The sequence below is a fragment of the Streptomyces sp. CB01249 genome, assembly GCF_001905735.1.
Lineage (GTDB): Bacteria > Actinomycetota > Actinomycetes > Streptomycetales > Streptomycetaceae > Streptomyces.
Genome location: NZ_LISW01000001.1, coordinates 939,175 through 958,205, shown reverse-complemented (window position 1 = coordinate 958,205; position 19,031 = coordinate 939,175). Strand labels below are relative to the sequence as shown.

Below are 19,031 nucleotides of genomic sequence, written 5' to 3'. Positions count from 1 at the left end.
ACCGCCACGATATGCCCGTCGGCCGCCTCCCCGTCACACCGGCTCAGCCGCCGAGCAGCACCGGGAAGGACTCCATGTCGTTCTGCGTCATCACCGGGAGGTTGCGCAGCTCGGCGTCGGGGATCGCGAGCCGCAGCTCCGGGAAGCGCGCGAAGAGCGCCGGCAGGGCGATCCCCGCCTCGACCCGGGAGAGCGCCGCGCCGGGGCAGATGTGCGGGCCGTGCCCGAAGGTCATGTGCCGGATCGGGGTGGAGCGCGTGATGTCGAAGGCGTCGGCGTCCGGGCCGTGCTGCTCGGGGTCGCGGCCGATCACCCGGTACGAGATCACCACACCCTCGCCCTTGGCGATGACGGAGTCGCCGACCTGGATGTCCTCGGTGGCGAACCGCATCAGCAGATGGGTGGTCGGGGTGTCCCAGCGCAGGGTCTCCTCGATCACGGTGTCCCAGGAGACCGTGCCGTCGAGGACCATCCGCAGCTGGTCGGGGTGGGCGAGCAGGGCGCGGACGGCGTTGAGGATGAGCCCGATCGTGGTCTCGTGCCCGGCGGCGACCATGGCCTTGAGGTTGCCGACGACCTCCTCCTCGGTCAGCGGCTCGCCGCCCTCCTCGGCCAGGATCAGCGCGGAGGTCAGGTCGTCGGTGGGGTGCGCGGTCTTCTCGCGTACGAGTCCGGCGTAGAAGACGTCCAGGTCGGCGAGGAGCGCGAGCCGTTCGTCCTGCGGGGTCAGCATGGAGAAGAACTTCTTGTACTGCCGGGTCAGCATGGCGTTCTCGGCCGGGTCGACCCCCATCAGCATGCCGACGACCCGCATGGGCAGCGGCTGGGCGAACACCGACTTGAGGTCCACGACGGCCCCGTCCCGGCCGCCCTCCTCCAGCGCGTCCAGCAGCTCGGCGGTGAACTTCTCGATGTCGGGGCGTATCGCCTCCAGGCGGCGGGGCGTGAGCGCCTGGGAGGTCTTGGTGCGCAGCCTGCGGTGCTCCGCGCCGTCGACGGTGAACATGGACCGTCCGGCGTCGATCATGCCGATGAGCGGCCAGGCGTGCGTCACCTCGCCGCTCTGCCAGAGCCCCCACGCGTCGATGTCCTTGACCAGGCGCGGGTCGACCAGGAGGCGCCGGGCGTCCGCGTGCCGGGTGAGGGTCCACGCGGGCACGCCGAGGAGCTCGATCCGGGCCAGCGGCCCGGCCTCGCGCAGCCGCGCGGTCTCACCGTCGAGGTCCTGGACCATGGGGTCGATGACGACGGTGGCACCCGGGTCGGCCGCGGCCCGGGCGGCATGGGGGCAGGTCACGAGAATTCTCCTGTCGTGCGTACGGGGGTGAACCGGACGGGGAGCGTGGTGTTGCCGCGCAGGAAGGGCGAGGGGCGCCGGACCAGGTCCTCGACGGCGACGTCGAGCCGGAGGTCGGGCAGCCGGTCGAGCAGGACCTCGATGCCGGTCCTGGCGATGATCTCGGCGATCTCCTGGGCGGGGAACGGGCACCGGTACTCGCCGTGGCTGAAGGCGAGGTGCGCGCCGTTGCCGCCCTGGGCGGGGCCCGGTCCGCCGGAGACGCCCTGGCGGATCAGCGGGTCGGTGTTGGCGGCGCCGAGCCCGAGGAGCAGCATGTCCCCGGCCTTGATGCGCTGCCCGCCGAGCTGGGTGTCGCGGGCGGCCCAGCGGCCGGCCAGGATCTGGGTGGGGGTGTCCTCCCACAGCACCTCGTTCATGGCCTCGCCGATGCTGCGCCGGCCGCCGGCCATGGAGTCGGCGAACTCGTCCTCGGTGAGCATCAGCCGGACCGAGTTGCTGATCCAGTCGGCGGTCGGCAGGTGCCCGGCGGCCGTGATGGCCATCAGGTCGAGCGTGTACTCCTCGTCGGTGAACTCCTCAGGGAAGTCGAGCATGCGGGAGGTCACGTCGTCCCCCGGCTCGGCCCGCTTCGCGGCGAGCAGCCGGGCCATGTGCTCGCCGAACCGCAGGTGGGCGCTCTGTGCCTCCGGTCCGCCGTCCGCGAGGTCCTTCAGCACGCGCGCGATGTCGGCGCCCTCCTCGTCGGGAAATCCGACGAGTCGCGCGAGGACGAGCACGGGCAGCGGTTCGCAGAACTCGGCGACGAGGTCGGCGGTGCCCCGGGAACACACCGCGTCGATCAGCCGGTCGGCCAGCTGCTCGCAGTGCTGCCGGATGCGGAAGGGGTCGGCGCCTTCGAGGGCGGGGGTGACCATGCGGGCGTGCCGCAGGTGCTCCTTGCCCGCGCTGAAGTAGATGGACGGCAGGGGCCGCCCGACCATCGGCAGCAGCGGCCAGTCGTCGGGGACGTTCGGCCACTGGTTCCACAGGCCGACGTCGCGCGGGAACAACTCGCCGTCGCTGGTGACCCGGTGGAGCTCCCGGTAGCCGATGACCAGCCAGGCCGGAAAGCCGCCGAGCAGTTCGACGGGGACGACGGGGCCGTGCTCGCGGCGCATCGCGCGGTAGACGCTCTGGGGCTCGGCCTGGAAGCCGGGTCCCCAGAGCGGCACGGCTCCGGCGTGGGCCGGGCAGCCGGAGGGGGCGTCCGGGGACACCGGCGCGGACTCGGCCGGGGAGGGGCGCGTCATGATTCCTGACTCCTGTGGCGAACGACGGCACGCGTCAAGATCACGCGGTCAACACTCGCTCACTATAAGGATTTTGTGTGCGCCAGGACGGTCATTCGCGATCAATCGTGAACCTAGGGTGGTCATCCCGGCCGGTCCGCGTGGGGTCTCAGCCGGTCCGCAGCCCCGGATCGCTCACCCCGGGCGCGCCCGTCTCGACGTGCCCGGCGAAGCGCCGCAGGAAGGTGGCGTCCGCGTCGCTCGTGACGGTGACGTCGTACCAGCGCTTGCTGCGGCGCAGGTCGAGCGTCTGCCTGACGGTCTCCCCCGGACGTACGGAGACGGTCCGCACCTCTCCCCCGTAGGCGGCGGCACTGCGCAGGGTCAGCCGCACGGTTCCGGTGCCGGAGTGGCTGAGGGCGAGTTCGAGGTTGCCCGTCGCGGTGTCATGACGGGCCGTCACCTCAGGTCCTGCGGCCTTGCCGGGGTTGCGGAAGGAGCGCAGGAAGCCGTTCGGGCCGTGGACGGTGAGGTCGGTGACGCCCTGGGAGTACGCGGTGTTCCAGGTGTCCCCGACCGAGGCGCCCGCGTGCGTGGTGTAGGTCCAGGGCCCGTCCGTGCGGTTGCCGGACGTCACGAGGAACTGCGCACCGGCCGCCGGCCCCCCGCCGAAGGTGAGCCGGAAGGTGCCGGCGGCCGGGTCGGCGGTGCCGTCCACCAGCGGCGCGTAGGGCAGCGGGCGGGTGGGGCGCGAGCCGGGCTCCTGCCGCGGCACCGCTCCGGTGGCGGGCGGCACGGGCCTGTAGTCGGGGTGCCGGTCGCCGTCCGGGGGCTCGTAGGCGGCGGTGGACGGCAGTTCGGGCGCGGCGGGGTCCGTGCGCCCGAAGTCGAAGGCGGAGGTGAGGTCGCCGCAGACGGCCCGCCGCCAGGGCGAGATGTTCGGCTCGTGCACCCCGAAGCGCCGCTCCATGAACCGGATGACGGAGGTGTGGTCGAAGACCTCCGAGCAGGCGTAGCCGCCGGTGCTCCACGGCGACACCACGGTCATCGGCACCCGCTGGCCGAGCCCGTAGGGGCCCGCCGCGTACCGCAGGTCGCCCGGGAAGTAGTCGGCGGCGGTGTCCACGGTGGACAGCCCCTGCGCGGGCCCGGACGGGACGTACGGCGGCACGACGTGGTCGAAGAACCCGTCGTTCTCGTCGTACGTGATGAACAGGGCGGTGCGTCCCCAGACCTCCGGGTCCGCGGTGAGCGCGTCCAGCACCTGCGCGATGTACCAGGCGCCGTAGTTCGCGGGCCAGTTGGGGTGCTCGCTGTACGCCTCGGGCGCCACGATCCAGGACACCGAGGGCAGCGTCCCGGCCTTGATGTCGGCCTTGAGGTCGTCCAGCAGACCGCCCCCGTTCTTCAGGTCGCTGCCGGTGCGGGCCTTGTCGTAGAGGGCGTCGCCCGGCTCGGTACCGCGATAACTGTTGAAGTACAGAAGCGAGTTGTCGCCGTACGTGCCCCGGTAGGCGTCACCGATCCAGCCCCAGGACCCGGCGGCGTCGAGCCCGTCGCCGATGTCCTGGTACACCTTCCACGACACCCCGGCCTCTTCGAGCCGCTCCGGGTAGGTCGTCCAGCCGTATCCCCGCTCGTCGTTGCCCAGCTCGGGCCCGCCGCCGGCGCCGTCGTTGCCGGTGTAACCGCTCCACAGGTAGTAGCGGTTGGGGTCGGTCGAGCCGATGAACGAGCAGTGGTAGGCGTCGCAGACGGTGAACGCGTCGGCGAGCGCGTAGTGGAACGGGATGTCGTCCCGGGTGAGGTGGGCCATCGTGGTCGCCGTCTTGGCGGGCACCCACTGGTCGTAGGCCCCCTTGTTGAACGCCCGGTGGCCGCCCGCCCAGTCGTGGTTCAGGTCCTGGAGGAACTGCATCCCGAGCTTGTCGGCCGGCGGCCGGAACGGCAGCACCTCCTTGCCCGCCGCATCCGCCTGGTGCCACACCGGTTTGCCGCTGGGCAGCGTGACGGGGCGCGGGTCGCCGTAGCCGCGTACGCCCTTCATCGTCCCGAAGTAGTGGTCGAAGGAACGGTTCTCCTGCATCAGCACGACGATGTGCTCGACGTCCTCGATGGTGCTCGTACGCCCCCGTGCGGGAAGGGACGCGGCGCGGGCGATGCTGCTCGACAGGGCGGTGAGGGCGACGGAGCCCCCGGCGAGCTTCAGGAGCCGGCGGCGGTCGATTTCTGCCATGGGGGAAAGCCTTCGCGGTGGGGGGATGTGGGGTGAAGAGCGACTGGAGTGTTCCAGACCCGCCGGTCTCCGCGTAAGACCCTTGCAGTGTGCACGGAGTGACGCCGGGCGGAACAGTCGGCGAACCTACCCACCGGGACCGGGCCCATTCCCCGACGGTCCGTGAAACTGCCCGGCCCAGGCAGCGACGCACCCTCGGTTCTGCCGAATCCACACCTGACGGAACCGGCCAGGCCCCCGCGAGTCTGTCCTCATATCGGCCACCACCGACAGGATGCGAGGTACGCGAGTGGGACACAGACCTCTCTTTCGCTGGATGCTCGCGCTCGGCCTCCTGCTCATTACGGGCTCGGCGTTCGCCTACGCGACCGCGCCGGAGATGCCGGAACTCCGTCAGCTCGACCTGACCGTGCTGCGCGAGAAGGCGGACGGGGCGTGCACGGTGCGGTGGACTGACCCCTACGAGCACCGCACGCGTGAGGGCGCGTACCGGTGCGACCCCGATCGTGATCCGCAGTTGAAGGCACCCTCCTACGACCCCGAGACCGGTCACGGCTGGGACTCCGGTTTCGTGGTCGCGGAAGGTCCGGACAAGGGAGAGCTGTATGCCCTGGGTCAGGACGACGAGGTCTACGACGAACGCATCGCCCTCTCCGACAGGCTGATCATGTTCGGGCTGCCTCTGCTGACGGTGGGCCTCGTCGGCGGGAACATCCGTGCGGCGGCCCGGCTGAGCGGTGTCCGTCCCGGCCTGGTGGACCGCGCCTGGCGGCTGGCCGGTGCCGCGGCAGCGGTGGAGGAGGACCGCACGCGGGCCGTCGAGGCGGTGCGCGAGGCGTGGGTGCCGTTGCGGGAGCAGCGGGTGCGCGAGGAACTGGGCCGGGTGCCCGTGACCCGGCTGCGGGACGACGAGCGGCGCCGCTTCCGGACGAAGGAGTGGGAGAAGGCGGGCGTGTGCACCGTGCGCGATGTGCTCGACGCGGGCGTGTGGGAGCTGGGCGGACTGCCGGGCGTCGGACGGCTTACGGCGGAGCAGGCGGTCGCCGCCGCCCGGCGGACGGCCGACGCGGTCGGCGCGGACGTGGTGGTCCGCCTCTCCGCCGGCCACTCCGACCCCCGGACGATCGCCCTGGTCACCGCCCTGCACGTGCTGGTGGAGGCCGGGCCGGAGGGACGGGACGCGGCGAACGCGGCCGAGGCGCTGGCCGCCCGCCTCGAACCGCTGCTGACGGACGCCGGGCCCGCGACCGGCTGCGCCACGATGCTCCGGGCGGCCCCCGAGGACCGCCGCCGCGCCCGGTCCGCCGTGGCCCGGCTCCGCCACCAGCTGGCCGAGGCGGAGCGCGACGGCCTGACCGCCCGCTTCGGGCAGACCTCGGTGGACCTGCTGCGGGCGCCGAGCGGGGAGCTGGACGCGCTGTCCGCCTGGACGGACTTCGAGCGGCGGCCCCGGGCCTACTACGAGGTGCTCGCCGAGGTCACCCGCGACACCGGTGCCGGGGCCCGGCACCCGGTGGTGGGCTGAGCGGTGAGGTGTAGGTGCCGCCCGTCGCGATTCCCGAGGCGGCCATGTGGTCGTACGCGGTCAGGATGAGGTCCTTGGTGCGGTAGCCGCCGTACCGGGCCTCGTCCTTGCGCCGGACGATGGGGAAGGTGTCCAGGATGTACGCGGTGTCGGCGCGGCCGACCCCGTACAGGTGGAAGAAGAACGCGTCGAGCTCCGCCCGGATCCGGCGGCGCCGTTCCTCGTCCCAGCGGAACGGGCCGCCCGTGTCGCCCAGGTCGGCGGCGAAGGGGCCCATGTCGTGGGCGGTGCAGGTGAGTTCGAGGACGCGCGGGGTCAGGAAGTCCGTGTGGCGGTGGACGGTCGCCGGGGGCAGGACGGGGAGCTGGCGGATGTAGAAGAAGTTGAGGTTGAGCCCGGCGGCCTTCTGGCGGGTGACGTAGTCGTAGACGAAAGAGTTGAAGTGCGCGACCAGGGCCGCGCTGTCGCGCGCGTTCCTGGTGTGCAGGAGGAAGACGGAGTCGCCGATCGCCGCCGGGGGCAGGATCGCGGAGATCATGGTGCGCTGGTTGGTGGGGCTGCTGATGCGGAGGAAGGCGAGGCGGCCGGGCGGTGTGCCGGGCGGTGTCTCGGCGCGGTCCACCCAGTTCCCGGGGACGGCCAGGCGGGACGCGGAGGCCCAGGCGTCGGCCGTCAGATAGGCGGGCTGGTTCTGGCGCTTGACGGCGGTGGCGCTCTTGACCACGTCGGCCGCGCGGTGGTTGTACGCGTCGACCATCTTGGCCTCGTACAGCGGGAGCATGACCCGGTCGCCGTTGACGTAGTGGTTTCCCGCCGCCTGCCAGCCGGTGGCCGTCAGCTCCTCGCGGGTGCGGAACCGGTGCGAGTCGTTGGCCATGTGGAACATCGTGCCGAAGGTGACGCCCCACGGGTTGCCGTCCGGGTCGTCCTCCTTGATGAGGACGGGGAGCCGTGCGTAGATGCCGAGGGTGATCTCGGCGTCGCGGCGGCTCCGGAAGACCGGGCAGGTGCCCGTGTTGGGGTTGAGGAGCGCGATCTCCTCGGGCGTGAGCGCGAACACCCGCCCTTCGTCGCGGAGTTCGGCCGGGTCGCGGAGGAAGAAGGCGAACCGGGCGGCGGGTTCGCGCAGGGCGCGTCCGGTCAGGGACAGGACGCTGAACTTGAACGAGCGGTGGACGTCGGGGAAGACGGGCGCGGCGTTCTCGAAGTCGTACAGGGCGGCGAGCGCGCACCCCTCGACCAGGTCCTTGAAGTAGAAGCGGGTCGTCGCGTCCGTGGCGATGCCCGTCGGCACGATCATGCCCATCCGGCCGCGCGGGCCGGTCAGCGCCCGGCCCGCCTCGGCGAACACGGCGTACGTGTTGATGTCGCCGCGCCCGGTGAGCGGATAGCGTCCGCCGTTGCGCAAGAAGTGGCTCGTCCCCTCCGCCGTGCGCTTGGCCGCCTCGAACGCGGTGTGCAGGGCGGCCCGGTCCGGGTCCTCCTTGAGCGCGGCGATCAGGCGCTTGCGGGCGGCGGCCGTCTTCGCGGCGGCGATCCCCGCGTCGTGCTGGGCGAAGAACTCCTGCTCCTGGAGCTTGATGCGCTCCCAGGGCGGGTTGCCGAGGACGCAGTCAAAGCCGCCGGCGCCGTCGGGGCCGAAAACCTCGGGGAACTCCAGGTGCCAGTGGAAGAACCGGTACCGGTCGCGCAGCCGCGCGATCTCCTCGTGGGTGGAGCGGGGCGCGCCCGGCAGGTCGCGGAGGACCGCGTCGGTCACCGCGGGCGGGGCATCGGCCGTCCTGCGCCACAGGAACGCGGCGCACCAGGCGTCGGCCTCCTCGCGTCCCGGGGTGACGGGCCGGTCGCAGAAGGCCTTCCGCTCGGCCCTGTTCCGCTTCTTCAGGGCCCTGGCGTGTTCGCGGTCGTCGCCCGCCGTGGGGGTGAACGCCGCGTCCGGGATGCCGCCCCGCAGCAGGTCCGGCGCCGCGCCGATCAGGGCGTTGCCGTGCTTGACGCGGGCGTCGAGGAAGGTGAGCGGCCGCCCGGGTTCCGGGGCCTCCAGCCACAGGGCCATCCTGGCCAGTTCGACGGCCATCGGGTCGAGGTCCACGCCGTGCACGCAGTGGGCGACGACCTCGCGGAGGGCGTCGCGGTACGGCTCCGTCGTGCCTCCGCGCACGTCCGCGAGGCGGCGGGCGATGCGGCGGGCCGCCGCCACCAGGAAGTGGCCGGAGCCGCAGGCCGGGTCGCAGACGGTGAGGGCCAGGAGCTCCCGGGCGGCGGCGCCCGCTGCCTCGCCGCGTGCGACGGCGGCGTCGAGGACCGGGTCGAGCGCGGCGTCGAGCAGGCACTCCACGAGAGCGGCCGGCGTGTAGTAGGAGCCCGACGTCTTACGGGCGTTGCCGGGGAGCCCGACCAGCGTGAAGGCGCGCTCCGCCGCGTCGATCCGGGGCACGAGCTGGAGGAGCGATTCATGGACGGACCCCAGCTCCTCCGCTTCGAGGCGGCCGAAGTCGACCGGCCGGGCCCGCCGTGTGCCCGGGTCCGGGGCCTCGGACAGCCGGCGCACCGCGGTGAGCAGGTCCTCGTCGGACAGCGCGAGCCCGTGCAGCGGGGCGTCGGCCTCCGTGGGGGCGAAGAGGCCGCCGAGCCCGGGCAGGCCGAGGCCGGGGGCCCCGGCGGGGTCACCGAGGGCGTCGAGTACGGCGCGCAACGCCGCGTACAGCTCACCCTGCTCCACGGCGCCGCGCGCACGGGCGCGGAGGCGGGCCGTCGAGAAGTGCGCCGCGTACCGCGCCCTGGCCGCGGCGGTCGCGTCCGGGGACAGCAGGACGTCGCGGTCCTCGGCGACGAAGAGGAAGAGGAGCCGGAAGACCAGGCGCAGCAGGGCGTTGTGGAGGGTGGCGGCGTCCACGTGCGCGCGCAGGGAGGTGTTGGCGGGGTGCCGCAGGAAGCCGGTGCCGAGGGTGGTGAGCGCGGCGCGCACCCCCGTGCGGAGCCGGTCCGGGGTCCGGCTGCTGGGGAGGGCGGACATCAGGCGGACTTCCCGGCGGTGACGGTGGGGAGGTGGCGGTCGCGAGCGGAGGTGGCGGTGGGGAGCGGAGACGGGGAGCGAAATCGTATCCGAGGAGGTCGACGTGCGGGAGGCCGCTCGTCCGGTGTTGGCTATCCTGACGACCGTTGCGGATGTGATCACGGGCGGCCGGGGGGCCACGGGCGTGCCCGGCGAGGGGAGAGTCACGTGCAGGGTGCCGCGAGCCGGGGGTCGGCCAGGAAGGCCGAGCAGGCGTGGAACCAGGGAATGGTCCTCATGCGGCAGGGGGACAACGCGGGGGCCGCGGCGCAGTTCGCGCTCGCCACGCAGCACGATCCCAGCACCGCCGACGCCTGGCTGGGGCTGCATGTGACCGGCACGGACCAGAAGGCGGCGCTGGACGGCATGCTGCGCAACTCGGCGCAGTTCGGGACTCTGCGGTCGAAGTACCAGTTGCCCTTCCGGTCCACCTTCCAGATCGGCCACTACGTCACCTTCCGGCTGGAGACCGCCCGCGATCTGTGGCTGGCGGCCATGTCGGCGTTCCTGGACGACCGGCGGCTCGACGAGGCGTGGAAGGGGCTGTCCACGGCGCTGCTGGACTGCGACGAGACCCGGTTCGTCTGCACCCGGTACGCGTTCCTGAAGGAGGACTGGCCGCTCGTCCTGAGGTTCGCGCCCGGGATCACCGACGCCTTCCTGCGGGACGAGGCGCAGTTGTACGTGGGCGGGTCGCTGTTCGCCCAGGGGGTCTGCCACGAGTCGCTGAACGTGCTGTCCGCGCTGCCGGGGAAGCTGGGCGCGGGCAGCAGGTTCGACGCCGAGGTGAAGTACTTCATGGGGCGGTCGCTGGAGGCGCTGGGCCGCGAGGAGGAGGCGCTGAAGCGGTACCAGTACTCGTTCCGGTGCGCGCCCGACCTGCTCGACGTGGAGTCGCGCGCCCAGGCCCGCCCGGTGAGCAAGCCCGACCCGGCACCTGCCGCCTCCGTCGCGGCCACGGCGGGCGGGGCGGCGCCGCAGGCCGATTCCGGCGGCGACGGTGAGGGCGGGCTGTCCGCCGACGAGCGGGCCCGGGTGCTCGCCGAGGCGCAGCGGGCGCTCGACGCCATGATCGGTTTGCAGCCGGTGAAGCGCCAGGTCCAGACGCTGCTCGCGCAGTTGCGGATGTCCGCGCTGCGCGAGGAGCAGGGGCTGCCCGGCGGGGCCCGCCCCCGGCACTTCGTCTTCGCGGGGCCGCCCGGCACCGGCAAGACGACCGTGGCCCGCATCATCGGCCAGGTCTTCGCCGGGCTCGGGCTGCTGAGTTCGGGGCATGTGGTGGAGGCCCAGCGCGCCGACCTGGTCGGGCAGCACCTGGGGTCGACGGCCCTCAAGACGAACGAGGTCATCGACTCGGCGCTGAACGGGGTGCTGTTCATCGACGAGGCGTACGCGCTGTACAACACCGGGACGAGCGGCGGCGACGCCTTCGGCAAGGAGGCGATCCAGGTGCTGCTGAAGCGGGCCGAGGACGACCGGGACCGGCTCGTCGTGGTGCTCGCGGGCTACCGGGACGAGATGTCGGGGCTGCTCGCCACCAACCCCGGACTGGTCTCCCGCTTCAACACCCGCGTCGACTTCCCCTCGTACTCCGCCGAGGAACTGGTGCGGATCGCCCGGTCCGTGCTGGCCTCGCAGGGCGACGAGCCGGACGCGGGCGCGCTCGACGTCCTGAACTCGCTGTGCACGGCGATCGTGGACGACGGCAAGGCCGACCTGGTGGGCAACGCCCGGTTCGCCCGGGAGCTGTGCGCGAAGGCGTCGGCGCAGCGCGATCTGCGGCTGTACTCCGCGCACACCGACTCCACCCCGACCCGGGAGGAGATGGTCACCGTCCTCGCCTGGGACGTCGTCGCCGCGCACGACGAACTGATGGAGGCGCACCGGGACGCGGGCACGGCGTAACACCTGTCTACGATCGATCGTGTGTGCGCACATGTGATCGTTGCCGAAGACGACGAGAATCAGGCCGAGCTGCTCCGCCGCTATCTCGAACGCGAGGGCCACCGGGTGACCGTGGCGCCCGACGGTCTCGCGGCGCTCGACGCGGTCCGGCACCGGGAGCCCGATCTGCTGGTCCTCGACGTGATGATGCCCCGGGCCGACGGCCTCGACGTCGTACGCGTGCTGCGCGCGGAGCACCGGGAGCTGCCGGTGCTGATGCTCACCGCCCGCACCACGGAGGACGATCTGCTGCTCGGCCTCGATCTGGGCGCCGACGACTACATGACCAAGCCGTACAGCCCGCGCGAGCTGATGGCCCGGGTGCGTACGCTGCTGCGCCGCAGCCGCCGGGGCGCGGGCGGCGAACCGGAGGATGCCGGGGTGCTGCGGGTGGGGGCGCTGGTGGTCGATCCGGTCCGGCACGTGGTGTCGGTGGAGGGGCGGGCCGTGGAGTGCACCCCGGGCGAGTTCCGTGTCCTGGCCACGCTCGCCGCCGAGCCGGACCGGGTGTTCTCCCGGCAGCAGCTCCTGGGCGAACTGCACGGCTTCGACCGCTACATCAGCGACCGGACCGTCGATGTGCACGTGATGAACCTGCGCAAGAAGATCGAACCGGCCCCGCGCCGGCCCGTCCGGCTGCTCACGGTCTTCGGTGTCGGCTACAAGCTGACGGACCCGGCGAAGGCGGCGGCCCGTGCGGCGACTTCGTAGCGTGCGCCGCTCCCCCGGTCCCGGTGGACGGCGGACCGTACCCCTGCGCAAGAGCCTGTTCGCCCGGCTCCTCGCGGTCTCCGCCCTGGTCGCGGCATGTTCGGTGGCGGCGACCGCCTGGATCGCCGTGCAGACGACCTCGGGCGCGATCCGGCAGGAGCAGGGCCAGAATCTGGCCGCCGACGCCCGGATCTACCACCAGCTGCTCGGTTACGCGGCGGCTCATCCCACCTGGGACGGCGTGCAGAAGACGGTACGGGAGCTGGCCGGGCAGTCCGGGCGGCGGATCGCCCTGACGACCCAGGGGCGCGCCCCGCTCGCCGACTCGGCGGCCCCGGACGCGGCGGCCCTTCCGGCCCAGGCGTCGGCCGTGGTCGACCCGTTGTCCGTGGACACCGCGCTGGCGTCCGAGGGCGCCGGGGTGACGGGTGCGACCACGGACCGGTTCGACCCGCGCGCGGTGGGACCGTTCCGGCTGCCCGCGTCGGAGCGGACCCGGCTGCGGAAGATCGCGGACCGGGGCGTGGCCTGCCTGGGCGACTTCGGGATCGCCGCCGATGTGGTGGAGGGCGCGAGCGGCCGGCCGCTGATCCAGGTGGTGGGCGGCAACGACCCCGAGCGGATCCAGGGCACACGGTGCGCCGTGGACGCGCTGGACACCCCGACGGCCACGGAGCGGAAGGCGCTGAAGGCCCTCAACCAGCTGGCCGACGCCTGTCTGGAGCGCCAGGGCCGCGACGGCGTTCACCTGAGCCTCGCCCTGTCCTGGGGGCAGGCGGCCGAGCCCGTTCCGGCGGAGGCGGTGCCGGTGCCCGCCGCGCCGATGGCCACGATGCCGCCGAGCGTCGAGCCGAGCGCGGTGCCGACCGAGGCGCCCCGCGAGGAGCGGAGCGCCGAGCCCAGCGCGGTGCCGGGCCCCGGCGACCAGCAGGCGGCCGCCACCAGCGAGAACGACCGGGCCATCGCGTCCTGTGTGGGCACCGCCCGCCGGGAGCAGCTGAGTTCGTACGTGGCCTCGCCCGCCCTGCTCTTCATCGGCGACCCGGGCGGCGGGACCGTGCCCGGCTTCGACCTCTCACCGGCGAACACCGCGCGGATCGCGGGCGCGGCGGCCCTGGTGCTGGCCCTGACCGTGGGCGCTTCGGTGCTCGTCGGCGCCCGCCTCGTACGCCCGCTGCGGGCGCTGACGGGCGCCGCCCAGCGGATGCGCGACGGGGAGGACAGCGCGCCGGTGGTGGTGGCCGCGGACAACGAGATCGGGCGCCTCGCCGCCACGTTCAACGACATGTCCGCGCACCGCGCCCGCCTGGAGGCGCAGCGCAAGGCCATGGTGAGCGACGTCGCCCACGAACTGCGCACCCCGCTGAGCAACATCCGGGGCTGGCTGGAGGCGGCGCAGGACGGGGTGGCCGACCCGGACCCGGAGTTCATCGCCTTCCTGCACACGGAGGCCGTCCAGCTCCAGCACATCATCGACGACCTCCAGGACCTGGCGCAGGCGGACGCCGGTGCGCTGCGGCTGCACCCCGAACCGGTGGACGTGGCCGAGCTGTTGGGGCAGGTCGCTGCCGCGCACCAGGCCCGGGCCGACGCGGCGGGCGTCGCGCTGGGCGTCCGCCCGGCGGACCGCCCGCTGCCGGCGCTGACGGCCGACCCGGTCCGGCTGCGGCAGGCGGTGGGCAACCTGGTGTCGAACGCCGTGCGTCACACCCCGGAGGGCGGGACGGTCACGCTGCGCGCCTACGGCTCCGAGGACGGGGACGCGGTGCTCGTGGACGTCGCCGACACGGGCAGCGGCATCCCGGCGGACGACCTGGCCCGCGTCTTCGACCGGTTCTGGCGCGGCGAGAAGTCCCGGTCGCGGCGGACGGGCGGCAGCGGGCTCGGGCTGGCGATCGTGCGGAAGCTGGCGGAGGCGCACGGCGGCACGGCGACGGCAGTGAGCACTCCCGGCGAGGGCTCGGTGTTCACACTCCGGCTCCCGGCCGACACCACGCCCCCTGCGACTCCGGTCGACCCTGATGCGATGAACACAACGATCTGACAGCTTCCTCACAACTTGGCGCGAGCCTGTCCGCATGCCTCGCGCCGCGGTGCGCCCCCGCACCGCGGCCGCCCCTGAGGCCCATCCGGAACGGAGCTCTGCCCATGCCCCTGCGCACCACCCTGCGTACCGCCCTCCTCGCCGCCGTCGCGGCCGGTGCGGTCTGCGTACCGGCCACCGCAGCCTTCGCCGACTCCTCGGCCAGGCCGTCGGCCAAGCCCTCGGCCGAGCCGACCCGTCCCCCGGCGGAGCAGTCCGCCGAACCGTCCGCCGTGCCGTCGGCCAAGGCGACGGAGCCGCCCTCGGCGGTCCCGTCCGAGGCGCCGCGCGGCGGCGTCGCGGCCGGTGAGCAGCCTGCCGGTTCGAACAGCGGCACGACCGCCCTCGCGGGCTCCGCGGCCGCCGCGCTGCTGCTGGGCGGCGCCGGAACGGTCGTCGTGCGCCGCCGCACCGCCCGCCGCGACGGCTGACCCGTCCCGCACCCGATGAGCCGCAGTGGCGCCGCCCTTCCGACCCGGGCGGCGCCACTGCCGTACGTACGACCCCTGGAGCCCCGACCCATGCCCCGCACCACCCTTCCGCGCACCGCAGCCCTGACCCTCGCCGCGCTCGCCGCCCTGACCGGCTGCTCCGGCGACCCCGCACCGCAGCCCTCGAAAGCCCCCGCGTCGGCGGCGGCCCCCGAGGCTCCCGCGCCCAAGGCCACCGCCACCGCCGAGCCGCCCGCCCACGTCTCCATCCCGTCCCTGGGCGTGGACAGCGACATCATGCGGCTCGGCCTCAACCCGGACCGCACGGTCGAGGTCCCGCCGGCCGACAAGGGCATGACGACCGGCTGGTACACGGGCAGCGCCGTCCCCGGCGAACCCGGCGCGGCGGTCCTCATCGGCCACAACGACACCCGCTTCGGCCGGGCCGTCTTCCACGACCTGCGCAAGATCGCCAAGGGCGCGGACATCGTGGTCCGCGACGGCAGCGGCAAGGACATCCACTTCGAGGTCACCGCCCACGAGACGGTCAGCAAGAACGCCTTCCCCACGGCCCGCGTCTACGGCCGCACCACGGAACGGGCCCTGCGCCTGATCACCTGCGACGGCGCCTTCGACGCGGCCGGACACCCGGTGGACAACCTGATCGTGTACGCGAAGCGGAAGTAGCCGGGGCCGTCAGCCCTTGCGCTTCGCCAACCGCTGCCGCCGCGCCTCGTACAGCACGATCGACGCCGCGTTCGACGCGTTGAGCGAGCTGGCGGAGCCCGTCATCGGGATGCTGACGACGTGGTCGCAGCGGTCGCGCCAGGCCGTGCTGAGGCCCGTCGTCTCGTTGCCGATGAGCAGCAGGACGGGCTGGGTGAGGTCGAATTCCGAGGCGTCGCACTCGCCGTCCTCGTCGGTGCCGACGACGACCACGGGGCGCCCCCGGTCGCGCTCCGCGTCCAGCCAGGCGCCGACCTCGCGGTGGGAGGGGGTCCGGACGACGGGGAGGGCGAAGAAGGAGCCGGTCGTCGCGCGGACCGCCTTCGGGTCGTACGGGTCGGCCGCGTGCCCGGTCACGATGAGTCCACGGGCGCCGAAGGCGTCGGCGGAGCGGATGATGCTGCCGATGTTGCCGGGCTGCGTCGGGCGGTCGAAGACGAGGCCGAGGAAGTCCTCGTCGACGCGGAGGCGGGACAGCTCGTCCGGCTCCATCTCGACCACGGCCAGGACCTCCGGGGTGCCCTCCGCCTTCTCGCTCAGCTCCGCGAGCAGGTCGGGGGCCATGGCGATGCGCTCCGTGGTGATGCCGCGCACCAGCTCCTCCGCCCAGCGGGAGAGCGGGCGGCTCGCGTCGTACAGGAGGGAGCGGACCGTCCAGCCGTGCTCGACGGCCATGGTGATCGGCCGGACGCCCTGGACGATGAACTCGCGGGCGCGGCCGCGCTTGGTCCGGTTGGTGAGCAGCGTCTGGAACTGCTGAAAGCGGGCGTTGCGGGTCGTGATCCGCTGCACAGCCACCGGGGGTCCTCCAAGGGGTGATCGGCTCCTCCGGCCGCGGCGCGGGGCCGCCCGGAAACCAGAAATTCCCACGGTTCGCGATGAACCGTGGGAACTGGATGAGTGTCCGAGGGGGGACTTGAACCCCCACGCCCGATAAAGGGCACTAGCACCTCAAGCTAGCGCGTCTGCCATTCCGCCACCCGGACCAGGTGATCCGCCCCGGTTTCCCGCGGCGACAAAGAAAACAATACCAGGGGTTTGGGGTGCCTCTCACCTGCATATCGGGTGGCCGGGCCGTGGACATTGCGCTGGTCAGTGCGGTGCGGAGGTACCGGAGAGCCATTTCGCGGGTGCTTCGCCCGGCCCCCGTACGGACCGTCGCGGCGTACGTACGGACCGTGCCGCCGGAGGGTCGGCGGCGGGGTCCGCCGGTGGCCGGGCGGGGCGGGTTACGTTCGCCACCATGAGTGATCGCGGCTCCCGTCCTCCCCGCGCGCTGTCGCCGCTGCGCGAGCATCTGCGCGAGACCTTCTGGTTCGCCCCGGCCATGACGCTCGTCGTCGCCTGCGTGCTGTGGTTCGCCGCGTCCGAGGTGGACGAGCAGATCGTCTCGTACCTGCGCGAGGAGCGGGCGTACGAGGACATCAAGGACCTGGTGAAGGTCGCCGAGGACACCAAGCAGATCGTCGTGACGGTCAGCTCGGCGATGATGACCTTCATCGGTGTGGTCTTCAGCATCTCGCTGGTCGCGGTGCAGATGGCGAGCGGCCAGCTCACGCCCCGGGTGGTGCGGATCTTCGTACGGAGCCGGATCAGCAAGCTGACCCTGTCGGTGTTCCTGGCGACGTTCGTGTTCTCGCTGCTGGTCCTCAGCTCGTACGAGAGCGAGACCGACCCGCGCCGGGTCACCTCGCTGCCGTTCGTCCAGAGCGTGCTGACCGCCCTGCTCGTCGGGCTGAGCCTGCTCCTCTTCATCGCGTACGTGAGCTCGACGCTGCGCCTGATGCAGATCGGGCCCGTCCTCGACCACATCACCCGGGACACCTTCCGGGTGCTGGGCCGGATGCCCGCAGGACGCCCGGGCGCGGAGCCGCTGCCCGAGGAGACCGGGCAGATCCTTTACGAGGGGCGGGCCGGGGTCCTCCGCGACGTCAACGTGGCCCGGCTGGTCCGGGCCGCCCGGCGCCAGGGTGTGGTGCTCCGGCTGGTCCCCCGGCTCGGGGACTTCGTGGTGCCGGGGACGCCGGTGCTCGCCGTGCACGGCGGGGCGGCCCCGGCCCGGCACACCCTGCGCTACACGGTGTCGGTGGGCGTGGAGCGCACCCTGCACCAGGACCTGGCGTTCGGGCTGCGCCAGCTGTCGGACATCGCGCTGCGGGCGCTGTCCGCCGCGACGAACGACCCGACGACGGCCGTGCAGTGCCTGGACCGGATCGTGCAGTTCCTGGCGGCGGCGGTGCGGCTGCCGCTGGGCACCGTGCACCACCGCGACCGCAAGGGCGCGGTCCGGCTGGTGCAGGAGGTGCCGTCGTGGGAGGACCTGGTGGACCTGGGCTTCGAGGAGGTGCGCCGGTGTGCGGCGGACGTCCCGCAGGTGACACGGAGGCTGCTCGCCGGCATCGACGACCTGATGCCGCTGGCCGGGCCGGACCGGCGGGGTCCGCTCGTCCGGCACCGGGCGCTCACCGTACAGGCGGTGGAGCACGCGGTGCCGGACGCCGCCGAGCGGGAGTTCTCGCTGTTGCCGGACCGGCAGGGCATCGGCTGACGCGGCCGCGCCGGGCCTCTCCCTACTTGCGCAGCGCCGCGATGCCCTCGTAGCCGATCCGCGCATGGTTCAGGGACTGTGCGAGGTCGGTCGGGCTCGGTGCGTTGTCCTGCTCGACCATCGGGTTGCGGTAGCGCGCCTCTCCGACGCGGCTGAAGAACGTCCGGTAGTCGATGATTCCGGTGCCGAACGGGACCATGTCGTAGCCGTCGCCGCTGGTGGTGTTGGCGACGCCGTCCTTGGCGTGGAACAGCGGGTAGCGCTTGTTGTTGCGGCGGACCAGGGCCGCCGGGTCGAAGACGTTCTCCCGCTGCGAGCCGTCGAGGGCGGTGTAGGTGTGGAACTTGTACTGGGCGACGTGCGCCCAGAAGATGTCCATCTCCAGCCATACGGACTTGGGGTCGGTGACCTTCAGGAAGTACTCGAGCTTGCGGACGCCGGAGCTGCGGGTGGGCCGCCCCTGGTCGTCCAGCGGTCCGCCGTCGAGCAGGAAGCCGTAGGCCGCGTCGTGGTTGTGCGTGTACAGCTTGATGCCCGCACGGCGAGCGATCTGCCCCAGTGCGTTCCACTTGTCGGCGGCCACGTCCCAGTCGGCCCGGTAGGCGCTGCCGGTGGGGTCGCCACCGGTGCCCATGTGCTCCATGCCGAGGATGTTCGCTATCTCGAGTTGCCGCTTGAACTCGTCCAGGTCGCTCTGGCTCAGGGGCCAGGAGGAGGGGATGAAGCCGTGGTTGCCCTGGGCGCGCAGACCGTAGTCGTCCAGCCAGGAGCGCAGGAGCTTCGCGCCCTCCACCGTTTCGAGGTTGCTGCCCCCGGGTGCATTCGCGTGCTGGCCGAATCCGGCGAACTCGACCTGCCGGTAGCCGAAGCGGGCCAGCTGCTTGAAGACCTCGCGGAAGCCCGAGGGGAGGTCGGTGCTGAGCGGGTCCCGGCCCGTGGCGTCGCGCACGGTGTACAGGATGATGCCCCGCTTGTCCGCAGGGACGAGAGCCTGTCCGTGCCCGTGGCCATGGTCGTGCCCGTGGTCGTGCCCGTGCCCGTGGCCCTGGTGGGCGAAGGCGGGCGCGGCACCGAAGACGGGCGCGGCGATGGCCGTCGCCGCGGCGGCGGTGCAGGTGCTGAGAAAACGCCGGCGGTTGACGCCGAGGCTGCGCCGCAGGCCGTCTTCCGTTCCAGGTGCGTCGTTGTACGCGGTCATGGTGTC

The 19,031-nt window shown here is 72.9% G+C and carries 13 protein-coding genes and 1 tRNA gene; 7 read left to right on the top strand and 7 right to left on the bottom strand.

Features of this window, described 5'->3' with window-relative positions; translation table 11 throughout:
* Positions 1–43: 43 nt before the first annotated feature.
* The 3 genes from AMK18_RS04010 to AMK18_RS04000 form a co-directional block, all read right to left on the bottom strand.
* Positions 44–1,297, bottom strand: coding sequence for a cytochrome P450 family protein (locus AMK18_RS04010; RefSeq protein WP_073861654.1), 1,254 nt, complete (start codon positions 1,295–1,297; stop codon positions 44–46).
* Complete coding sequence (locus AMK18_RS04005) at positions 1,294–2,589, bottom strand: cytochrome P450 (protein WP_018100261.1); 1,296 nt, start codon at positions 2,587–2,589, stop codon at positions 1,294–1,296. The genes AMK18_RS04010 and AMK18_RS04005 overlap by 4 nt, the downstream gene beginning before the upstream one ends.
* A 148-nt stretch (positions 2,590–2,737) precedes the next feature.
* Positions 2,738–4,804, bottom strand: a complete 2,067-nt coding sequence (locus AMK18_RS04000; protein WP_073861653.1) for a phosphocholine-specific phospholipase C — start codon at positions 4,802–4,804, stop codon at positions 2,738–2,740.
* A 289-nt stretch (positions 4,805–5,093) separates the two neighbouring features.
* Here AMK18_RS04000 and AMK18_RS03995 point away from each other — a divergent pair, with 289 nt between their 5' ends.
* Entirely contained in the window at positions 5,094–6,329 is a 1,236-nt protein-coding gene (locus AMK18_RS03995; protein WP_241836443.1) for a hypothetical protein, read from the top strand.
* Here the strand turns inward: AMK18_RS03995 and AMK18_RS03990 are convergent.
* The gene (locus AMK18_RS03990) at positions 6,283–9,345 is read right to left on the bottom strand and encodes an Eco57I restriction-modification methylase domain-containing protein (RefSeq protein ID WP_073861651.1); all 3,063 of its coding nucleotides are present in this window, start codon (positions 9,343–9,345) and stop codon (positions 6,283–6,285) included. The two genes, AMK18_RS03995 and AMK18_RS03990, sit on opposite strands and share 47 nt — an antisense overlap.
* Before the next feature lie 207 nt (positions 9,346–9,552).
* On the opposite strand from AMK18_RS03990, the gene AMK18_RS03985 reads away from it, so the two are divergent.
* The 5 genes from AMK18_RS03985 to AMK18_RS03965 all read left to right on the top strand — a co-directional run bounded on the left by AMK18_RS03985 (position 9,553) and on the right by AMK18_RS03965 (position 15,240).
* The gene (locus AMK18_RS03985; RefSeq protein ID WP_241836442.1) at positions 9,553–11,289 is read left to right on the top strand and encodes an AAA family ATPase; all 1,737 of its coding nucleotides are present in this window, start codon (positions 9,553–9,555) and stop codon (positions 11,287–11,289) included.
* A 21-nt stretch (positions 11,290–11,310) separates the two neighbouring features.
* Positions 11,311–12,039 (top strand): response regulator transcription factor, encoded by a 729-nt coding sequence (locus tag AMK18_RS03980; RefSeq protein WP_241836441.1) that lies wholly within the window; start codon positions 11,311–11,313, stop codon positions 12,037–12,039.
* The gene (locus tag AMK18_RS03975; protein ID WP_241836440.1) at positions 12,023–14,083 is read left to right on the top strand and encodes a sensor histidine kinase; all 2,061 of its coding nucleotides are present in this window, start codon (positions 12,023–12,025) and stop codon (positions 14,081–14,083) included. Before AMK18_RS03980 ends, AMK18_RS03975 begins: the two co-directional genes overlap by 17 nt.
* Positions 14,084–14,187: 104 nt before the next feature.
* A complete protein-coding gene (locus tag AMK18_RS03970; protein WP_073861647.1) occupies positions 14,188–14,553 on the top strand; it encodes a lipase chaperone in 366 nt (121 codons plus the stop codon).
* 90 nt (positions 14,554–14,643) lie between these two features.
* Positions 14,644–15,240, top strand: coding sequence for a class F sortase (locus AMK18_RS03965; protein ID WP_073861646.1), 597 nt, complete (start codon positions 14,644–14,646; stop codon positions 15,238–15,240).
* A 9-nt stretch (positions 15,241–15,249) separates the two neighbouring features.
* On the opposite strand, the gene AMK18_RS03960 is transcribed toward AMK18_RS03965, so the two are convergent.
* Both AMK18_RS03960 and AMK18_RS03955 read right to left on the bottom strand, forming a co-directional pair.
* Positions 15,250–16,071 (bottom strand): RNA methyltransferase, encoded by an 822-nt coding sequence (locus AMK18_RS03960; protein ID WP_079199219.1) that lies wholly within the window; start codon positions 16,069–16,071, stop codon positions 15,250–15,252.
* Positions 16,072–16,180: 109 nt separating this feature from the next.
* Positions 16,181–16,265: transfer RNA gene (locus AMK18_RS03955), tRNA-Leu, on the bottom strand.
* A gap of 257 nt (positions 16,266–16,522) precedes the next feature.
* On the opposite strand from AMK18_RS03955, the gene AMK18_RS03950 reads away from it, so the two are divergent.
* Entirely contained in the window at positions 16,523–17,827 is a 1,305-nt protein-coding gene (locus AMK18_RS03950; protein WP_073861644.1) for a DUF2254 domain-containing protein, read from the top strand.
* 22 nt (positions 17,828–17,849) lie between these two features.
* On the opposite strand, the gene AMK18_RS03945 is transcribed toward AMK18_RS03950, so the two are convergent.
* Positions 17,850–19,025, bottom strand: coding sequence for a sugar phosphate isomerase/epimerase family protein (locus AMK18_RS03945; protein WP_018100284.1), 1,176 nt, complete (start codon positions 19,023–19,025; stop codon positions 17,850–17,852).
* Between the last annotated feature and the right edge of the window lie 6 nt (positions 19,026–19,031).